The sequence below is a fragment of the Actinomycetes bacterium genome, assembly GCA_036510875.1.
Taxonomy (GTDB): Bacteria; Actinomycetota; Actinomycetes; order Prado026; family Prado026; genus DATCDE01.
This window is the reverse complement of sequence record DATCDE010000274.1, coordinates 22,089-28,592: the sequence shown is the minus strand read 5'-3', so window position 1 is coordinate 28,592 and position 6,504 is coordinate 22,089. Positions and strand designations below refer to the sequence as shown.

Below are 6,504 nucleotides of genomic sequence, written 5' to 3'. Positions count from 1 at the left end.
GACGACGCCGGCCGGTCGCACCGGGTCGCCGCGGTCGCGCTGGCCGAGCCGCCCGTGGTGGGGGAGTGGCTGCTGGTCTACGCCGGGATCGCTCTCGAACGGCTCGGCGAGCAGGAGGTGCGCGACACGCTCGCGCTGCGGAACGGCGAACGAGGAGAGGGACACAGATGACGCGTCGAGCCGGGGTCGTCCTGGCGCTGGTCGCCGCCGTGGTCAGCGGGGTGGCGGTGTTCATCAACACCTACGGGGTCAAGGCCGTGGGCGATGCCACGGTCTACACCACCGCCAAGAACCTGGTGGCGGCGCTGCTGCTGGGCGCGGTCTTCGCCGTGTCGGTCGGCCGCCGTGAGCCGTCGGCGCGGCGGGCGCCGCGGACGCCGCTGACCCGTGCGCAGCTGGCCGGGCTGGTCGCCATGGGCATCGGCGGCAGCGTGCCGTTCGTGCTGTTCTTCGAGGGGCTGCTGCGTGCGTCGTCGGTGCACGCCGCGTTCCTGCACAAGACGCTCGTGCTGTGGGTGGCCCTGCTCGCCGTGCCGCTGCTGAAGGAGCGGCTGACCTGGGCACACGGGGTCGCGATCGGGCTGCTGCTGGTCGGGCAGACCGTGCTCGTGGGCGGCGTCACCGAGTCGTTCGGCCCCGGCGAGGCGATGATCCTCGCGGCGACCATGCTCTGGGCTCTGGAGACGGTGCTGGCCAAGTGGCTGCTCGGCGGAATGTCCTCGTGGACCGTCGGCGTGACCCGGATGGGCCTGGGCTCGCTCGTGCTGCTGGCCTGGGTCGGGGTGACCGGCCGGTTCGGCGCCCTGGTCGCCCTGGACGCCGCCCAGTGGGGCTGGGTGCTGCTCACCGGAGCCGTGCTGGCCACCTACGTCGGGCTGTGGCTGGCCGCGCTGGCCCGGGCGCAGGCCGTCGACGTGACCGCCGTCCTGGTGCTGGCCGCCGTCATCACCGCCGTCCTCGCGGCGCTGGTCAACGGGACGACGTTGCAGCCGGTCGGGTTGCTGCTCGTGCTGGCCGGCGGCGCGCTGGCCGCCGTCCGGCTGCGCCCGGCCGCCGGCGTCGCGGTCGACGCGGGCGGGGCCTGAGCGGCCATGGAGTCCGGCCCGCTGCTGTTCGCACGCTTCGCCTACCCACCGAACGCGCTGGGCTACTGCGGTCCGGACGGCTCCGGCGAGCTGCTCGAGCGGACGGCGTCCGCGGACGGTGGCCAGGGCATGCGCCGGCTGGCCCGTGGGTTCGAGGGCGCCTGGCCGTACCTCGAGCTGATCGCGCACGAGAACGGTCTCGGCGACCCGCTCGACCCGCGCGTGGTGGAGGCGTACTGGATCGGCAACGGGCTGCTGGACCGGGTCCGCGGCCCGGCCTTCCGCGGCTCGCTCGAGGACCGGTTCCGGCCGCGGGTGGGGCGTGCGGTGGACCACGTGCTGGACCCGGTGTCCGGCGGCGGGGTGCCGCACCACGCGTTCCACGTGTTCGGGGTGTTCCCCTGGGTCGGGCTGCTGCGCGGCGGTGTCGTCGACGAGCCGCTGCGGGTGCTCGACCGGTGCCGGATCCGGTGGGCCCGGGTGGACGCGGTCGTCGGTGACCGCGCGGTCGTCCGGTCCCGGCCGTTGGAGTGGCGCAACGGGCGGCTGCTGCTCGGTGCGCCCGCGGTGGAGGAGGTCACGGTGGCCGAGGCGGGCCGCTCGCTGGCCGCAGAGCTGGCGCCCGGGGACCTGGTGGCCTGCCACTGGGACTGGGTGTGCATCCAGATCACCGTGGCCCAGGCCGCCCAGCTGCGCCGTCGGACCGCCCAGGTTCTCGCCGCCGTCCAACCTGTCAGGGTGAGGACGGCGTCTACGTCGTCCTCACCGTGACAAGTTGCCGTCGAAGAACGCGGTGACCCGCGCGGTCCACTCGTCCCGGTGCTGGGCCAGGCCCGCGGTGTGCGGGGTGCCCGGCAGCTCCCACAGGCTCACGGTCGACGGTGCCACCGCCTGCAGCGCCGGGGCCGCCGGGATCTCTCCCTCACCCGCGATCAGCAGCAGCGGCCGGGGGCCACAGCGGCGACGGCTTCCCGCTGGGGCAGTGGGGTCGGCGCCCGGGTGAGCAGCCGGGCGGTCGCGAAGCTGATCACATCGACGGCCCGCTCGGTACCCCACCTTCAGCCCGGGTGGCCGCTGCGGGGTGTCGGCGGGCAGCTTCGGCTGCACCCCCTCCGCGACGACGGCGCGGATCCGGGTGTCGGTCGCGGCGGCGTTGATCGCCTGCTCGCCGCCCATGGACAGCCCCAGGACGCCGATCCGGCCGGGCTCGACGTCCGGCCTGGACTCCAGATAGGAGACGGCCGCGGCGACGTCGAGGTCGCCCCACCAGCCGAAGTCCATGCCCGCCCCGCCGCTGCGCCCGTGCCCTCGGTCGTCCTAGAGCAGCACGCCCTAGCCGTGCCGGGCGAGCACGGCGGCCTGGTCGAGGACGCCGGAGCGGGTGGAGCCCGACCCGTGCAGCACGGCGACGGCGGCGCCGTTCGTGGCGGGGATGTACCAGCCAGAGAGCGGCACCCCGTCGGCGGTCGTGAACGCGGCCTCGGCGAACGGCAGGGCGAGATAGGGGGGGGTCCGGTCGCCCACCTCGGTCGGGGCCGGGTTGGTCCCGGCGACCGCCGGCGTCACCGGAACGAGCACGAACTAGAACAGCAGCAGGGCGGCCGGCAGTGCGGCCAGCCGCCAAGCACCAGGAGCACCAGCCCGCTAGCCAGTGCCGCGAGCCCGGCCGCCGAGCTGAGCACCAGCCCGGCCTCGGCCAGGTGCACCGCCCCGATCCCGACCCCGACCACCGTGCCGAGCACGCCCAAGAGGAGGGCGACCGCTCCGACGATGGCGTCCCCGGCCCGGCGGACCAGCAGGACGACGCCGAGGGTGATCAGCCCCACCACGACCACCCGCAGGGCCTGCCAGTCCCAGCTGCCGTGCCGACCGACGAGCACGGCCAGGCTCACGCGACGAGCACGGCCAGGCTCACGCCCAGTGCGTCGCCGGCACCCTGCACCCACCCGCGGACCGTCACTCCAGGCTCGCCGTCCCTTCGCACCCGGGGGCCCGAAACGAGTACGGCCAGTCTGCCAGCCCGGACGCCTCAGCGGCGAGGGTCCAAGGTCATAGGGCCAGCCGGCGGTACCCGACCGTCACGTCGTGCACGTGGTGGGCCGGGTCGTGCAGCAGGTAGCGGGCGAACGACTCGACGGTGAAGAACGCGCCGTCGCTTCGGCGACCGGTCCGCTGCCACTGGTAGTGGGTCACCTGGGCCAGCCGGGCTGCCAGCGCCGTGGCAGCGGCGGTCAGCTCCCCGTTGACGGTGGCCGGGTCCTGGGCGGCGTAGCCGTCCCGGACGGCGGTGGCGTCCTGGTCCCAGTTGGCGAACAGCGGGTCGTCCTCGGCCAGCATCCGGTCCAGCCGGTGGTCGAACAGCCGGTACACGTCGCGCACGTGGCAGGCGTACTCCAGCCCGGACCAGACGTCCGGGGACGGCCTCCGGCGGGCCAGCTCGGGGTCGGCCAGCAGGACCGGCCACGCCTCGGCGGTCTGCCGCAGCGCGTCGACCAGCCGCTCCCGGGGGACGGCGCCGACGTCGACGCCACACTCGGGGCAGGGCCGGTCGAGCACCCAGGTCCAGTCCTTGCTGTCGGGAGTGATCGCCATGGATCGCGACCCTAGCGTCGTCCGCCGCTCGGCCCCGGCTGGGAACCGGCTGGCCGGCACCCGCGACCGACCCGGGCCGGCGACGTCGAACCTGGACCACCCGGCCGTCGTTCAGCTACGCCCTGTTCGACGCAGGCGGGACCGTGCTGCTGCGGGTACCTCGACCCGCCGGAGCAGCCGGGTGCGACTCCGAGGCCTGGCGCGCCGCGCCGAGCCATGGCGTTGCGCTGGTGGCTCGGGCCGGCGGATGAGGCACAGTAGAATCGGACAAATACCGCATCGCCCGCTGGGCCTCGCACGCACCAGGAGCCCGTCATCGCCACCGCCGCCCCGGCCCGGGACAGGGTCCCCGAGCCCGGGACGGTGACACGCGGGCTGCGCCGGATGCCGGCACTGGACGGCCTGCGGGCCCTCGCGGTGGTCGCCGTCCTGCTGTACCACGCGGACGTGTCGTTCGTGCCCGGCGGTTTCCTGGGCGTGGACGTGTTCTTCGTGCTCAGCGGGTTCCTGATCACCGCGCTGCTCCTGCGCGAGCTGGGTCGCCGGGGCCGGATCGGGTTCGGTGCGTTCTACCTGGGCCGGGCCAGGCGGCTGTTTCCCGCCTTGTTCGTGCTGCTGCTCGTGGTGGCGCTGGCGGCCGCGTTCGTGGTGCGGGACGCCGCGAGCACGGTGCGCACCGACCTGCTGGCTGCCGTCGGCTATGTCGCCAACTGGTGGTTCGTCGTCAAGGAGTCGTCGTACTTCGAGGGCCTGGGCCGCCCCCCGATGCTGCAGCACCTGTGGTCGCTGTCGGTGGAGGAGCAGTTCTACCTGCTCTGGCCGGCGGTCGTTCTGCTGGCCTACCGCTGGCGGCGGGTGCGCGGCGTGTTCATCGTGGCCGGGGTCGGAGCGCTGGCCTCGACGCTGCTCATGGCCTGGCTGTCGGTACGCGGCGGGTACCCGGTCCCCAACGACCCGAGCCGGGTCTACTTCGGCACCGACACGCACGCCATGGGGCTGCTCGCCGGTGCCGCGCTGGCCTGCGTGTGGCAGACCTGGCAGCCGGACGGCGTGCGGCTGACCGAGCGTGGCCGGATCGCGCTGGAGGTCGCCGGGCTGGTCGGCCTGAGCGGGGTGGTGGCGGCGTTCCTCGCCGTCGAGGAATACTCGACCGCGCTGTACCGGGGTGGGTTCCTGGTCCTGTCGGTGGGCACCGCGGCCCTGGTGGCGGCGATCAGCCAGCCCGAGACGCAGCTGTCCCGGCTGTTCGCCTGGGCGCCGCTGCGCTGGGTGGGGGAGCGCTCGTACGGGATCTACCTGTGGCACTGGCCGGTGTTCCTGGTCACCCGCCCCGGCCTCGACCTTCCGTGGGACGGCGGCTGGCTGCTGGCGGCGAGGATCGGGCTCGTCGTGGGCATCGCCGAGCTGTCCTACCGCTACGTCGAGATGCCGATCCGGAACGGTGCGCTGGCGCGGGCCTGGCGGTCGTGGACACAGCGCCCGGCGGCCCAGGCCCGGCGGCGGGGGATCGGGGCGGCGCTGGGAGCGACCACCGCTGCCGTGCTGCTGGCGGCCACCGTGAACGGCCTGGTGCACGCGCCGTCGGCGGACAGCAGTGCCCTGGCCCGGGAGCTGGAGCGGATCGGCTCCACGTTGCCGACGGAGCTGCCGACGGACGGCCCGACGGGCGGCCCGAACGGCACCGCCGATCCCCCTCCGACGCCGACCGGCACCGCGACGGCCGCAGCCGGTCCGGCGGTGCCCGCCCTGATGGCACCCCCGGCAGCCGTGCCGGTCGTCGTGCAGCCGGTCACCGCGGTGGGGGACTCCGTGCTGCTGGGCGCCGCACCCGCAATGCTGGCCCAGTTCCGCGCCGTGGTCATCGACGCTCACATCAGCCGCCAACCGCGCGAGGTGTTCGACGAGGTGCGGACCCTCAAGAAGGCCGGTCGGCTGGCCGCCGTCGTCGTCGTGCACGCCGGCACGAACGGGCTGGTCACCACCAAGGACCTCTCGGCGCTGCTGACCGACCTCAAGGACCGGACCCGGGTGGTCCTGATGAACACCGCCGCCGACCGCAGCTGGCGCGCCTACAGCGACCGCAGCTTCGCCCTGGTGGTGCCGCACTTCCCGAACGTGGTACTGGTCGACTGGAACGCCCTGTCGGCGGGGCACCGGGACTGGTTCGTCTCGGACGGCGTCCACCTCACCAAGGACGGCGCCCGTGCCTACGCCGCCGCGATCGCCGCGGCGGTCACGGGCTGAGCCCTTGCACTTGTCAGGGTGAGGACGGGCTATAGGTCGTCCTCACCCTGACCAGTGGACGTCAGGTGCGGGTGATCTCCACCTTGCGGGGGGTGGGCTCCCCGGTGCCGATCGGCACCCGGACCTCCAGGATGCCGTCGGTGTAGGTCGCCTTGACGTCGTCCTCGGTCGCGCCGGCGGGCAGGGTCATGCTGCGGCGGTACGACCCGTAGCGGAACTCGGACCGGTAGCCGTTGGTGCCCTCCTCGCCCTCGACCTTCTCCTCGCGGCGCTCCGCGGCGATCGTGAGCACGCCGTTGTCGACGGTGATCTCGACGTCCTGGTCGGGGTCGATACCGGGCAGCTCGGCCCGTAGGACGAGTGTTTCGCCCTCGACGAACTCCTCCATCCGCATGGGCAGGTGGCCCTCGGATGAGAAGTCCAGGCCCAGGTTCTCGAACGGCCACCCGGACCACAGCAGCTCGGTCAGCGTCGGCCGGCTGCGCTTCACCAGACTCGCCATCATCTGCCTCCTCTCACAACTCACCACTTTCCATTCCGCAGCGGCACGGGCGCGGTCACAAGGGGCGAGTGGCTCGAAACC

The 6,504-nt window shown here is 73.8% G+C and carries 8 protein-coding genes; 3 read left to right on the top strand and 5 right to left on the bottom strand.

The genetic code is table 11. The features are described 5' to 3' along the window. The first annotated feature begins 167 nt into the window (after positions 1 to 167). Positions 168 to 1,085, top strand: a complete 918-nt coding sequence (locus tag VIM19_16200; GenBank protein ID HEY5186397.1) for a DMT family transporter — start codon at positions 168 to 170, stop codon at positions 1,083 to 1,085. A gap of 6 nt (positions 1,086 to 1,091) precedes the next feature. After that, positions 1,092 to 1,856 (top strand): DUF6390 family protein, encoded by a 765-nt coding sequence (locus VIM19_16195; GenBank protein HEY5186396.1) that lies wholly within the window; start codon positions 1,092 to 1,094, stop codon positions 1,854 to 1,856. Here VIM19_16195 and VIM19_16190 read toward each other — a convergent pair. From VIM19_16190 to VIM19_16175, 4 genes are all read right to left on the bottom strand, one after another. Further along, positions 1,848 to 2,366, bottom strand: a complete 519-nt coding sequence (locus tag VIM19_16190) for a dienelactone hydrolase family protein (protein ID HEY5186395.1) — start codon at positions 2,364 to 2,366, stop codon at positions 1,848 to 1,850. The genes VIM19_16195 and VIM19_16190 overlap by 9 nt on opposite strands. Positions 2,367 to 2,417: 51 nt before the next feature. Beyond that, on the bottom strand, positions 2,418 to 2,651 hold the full coding sequence (locus VIM19_16185; protein HEY5186394.1) for a hypothetical protein: 234 nt from the start codon (positions 2,649 to 2,651) through the stop codon (positions 2,418 to 2,420). Beyond that, positions 2,648 to 2,977 carry a hypothetical protein gene (locus VIM19_16180; protein HEY5186393.1) on the bottom strand — a complete coding sequence of 110 codons (330 nt, stop codon included), beginning with the start codon at positions 2,975 to 2,977 and terminating at the stop codon, positions 2,648 to 2,650. Before VIM19_16180 ends, VIM19_16185 begins: the two co-directional genes overlap by 4 nt. A gap of 157 nt (positions 2,978 to 3,134) precedes the next feature. Then, on the bottom strand, positions 3,135 to 3,677 hold the full coding sequence (locus VIM19_16175; GenBank protein ID HEY5186392.1) for a DinB family protein: 543 nt from the start codon (positions 3,675 to 3,677) through the stop codon (positions 3,135 to 3,137). Between the two features lie 363 nt (positions 3,678 to 4,040). On the opposite strand from VIM19_16175, the gene VIM19_16170 reads away from it, so the two are divergent. After that, positions 4,041 to 5,921 carry an acyltransferase family protein gene (locus VIM19_16170; protein HEY5186391.1) on the top strand — a complete coding sequence of 627 codons (1,881 nt, stop codon included), beginning with the start codon at positions 4,041 to 4,043 and terminating at the stop codon, positions 5,919 to 5,921. Positions 5,922 to 5,982: 61 nt separating this feature from the next. Here the strand turns inward: VIM19_16170 and VIM19_16165 are convergent, their stop codons facing one another. Next, complete coding sequence (locus VIM19_16165; GenBank protein HEY5186390.1) at positions 5,983 to 6,423, bottom strand: Hsp20/alpha crystallin family protein; 441 nt, start codon at positions 6,421 to 6,423, stop codon at positions 5,983 to 5,985. Positions 6,424 to 6,504: the final 81 nt, after the last annotated feature.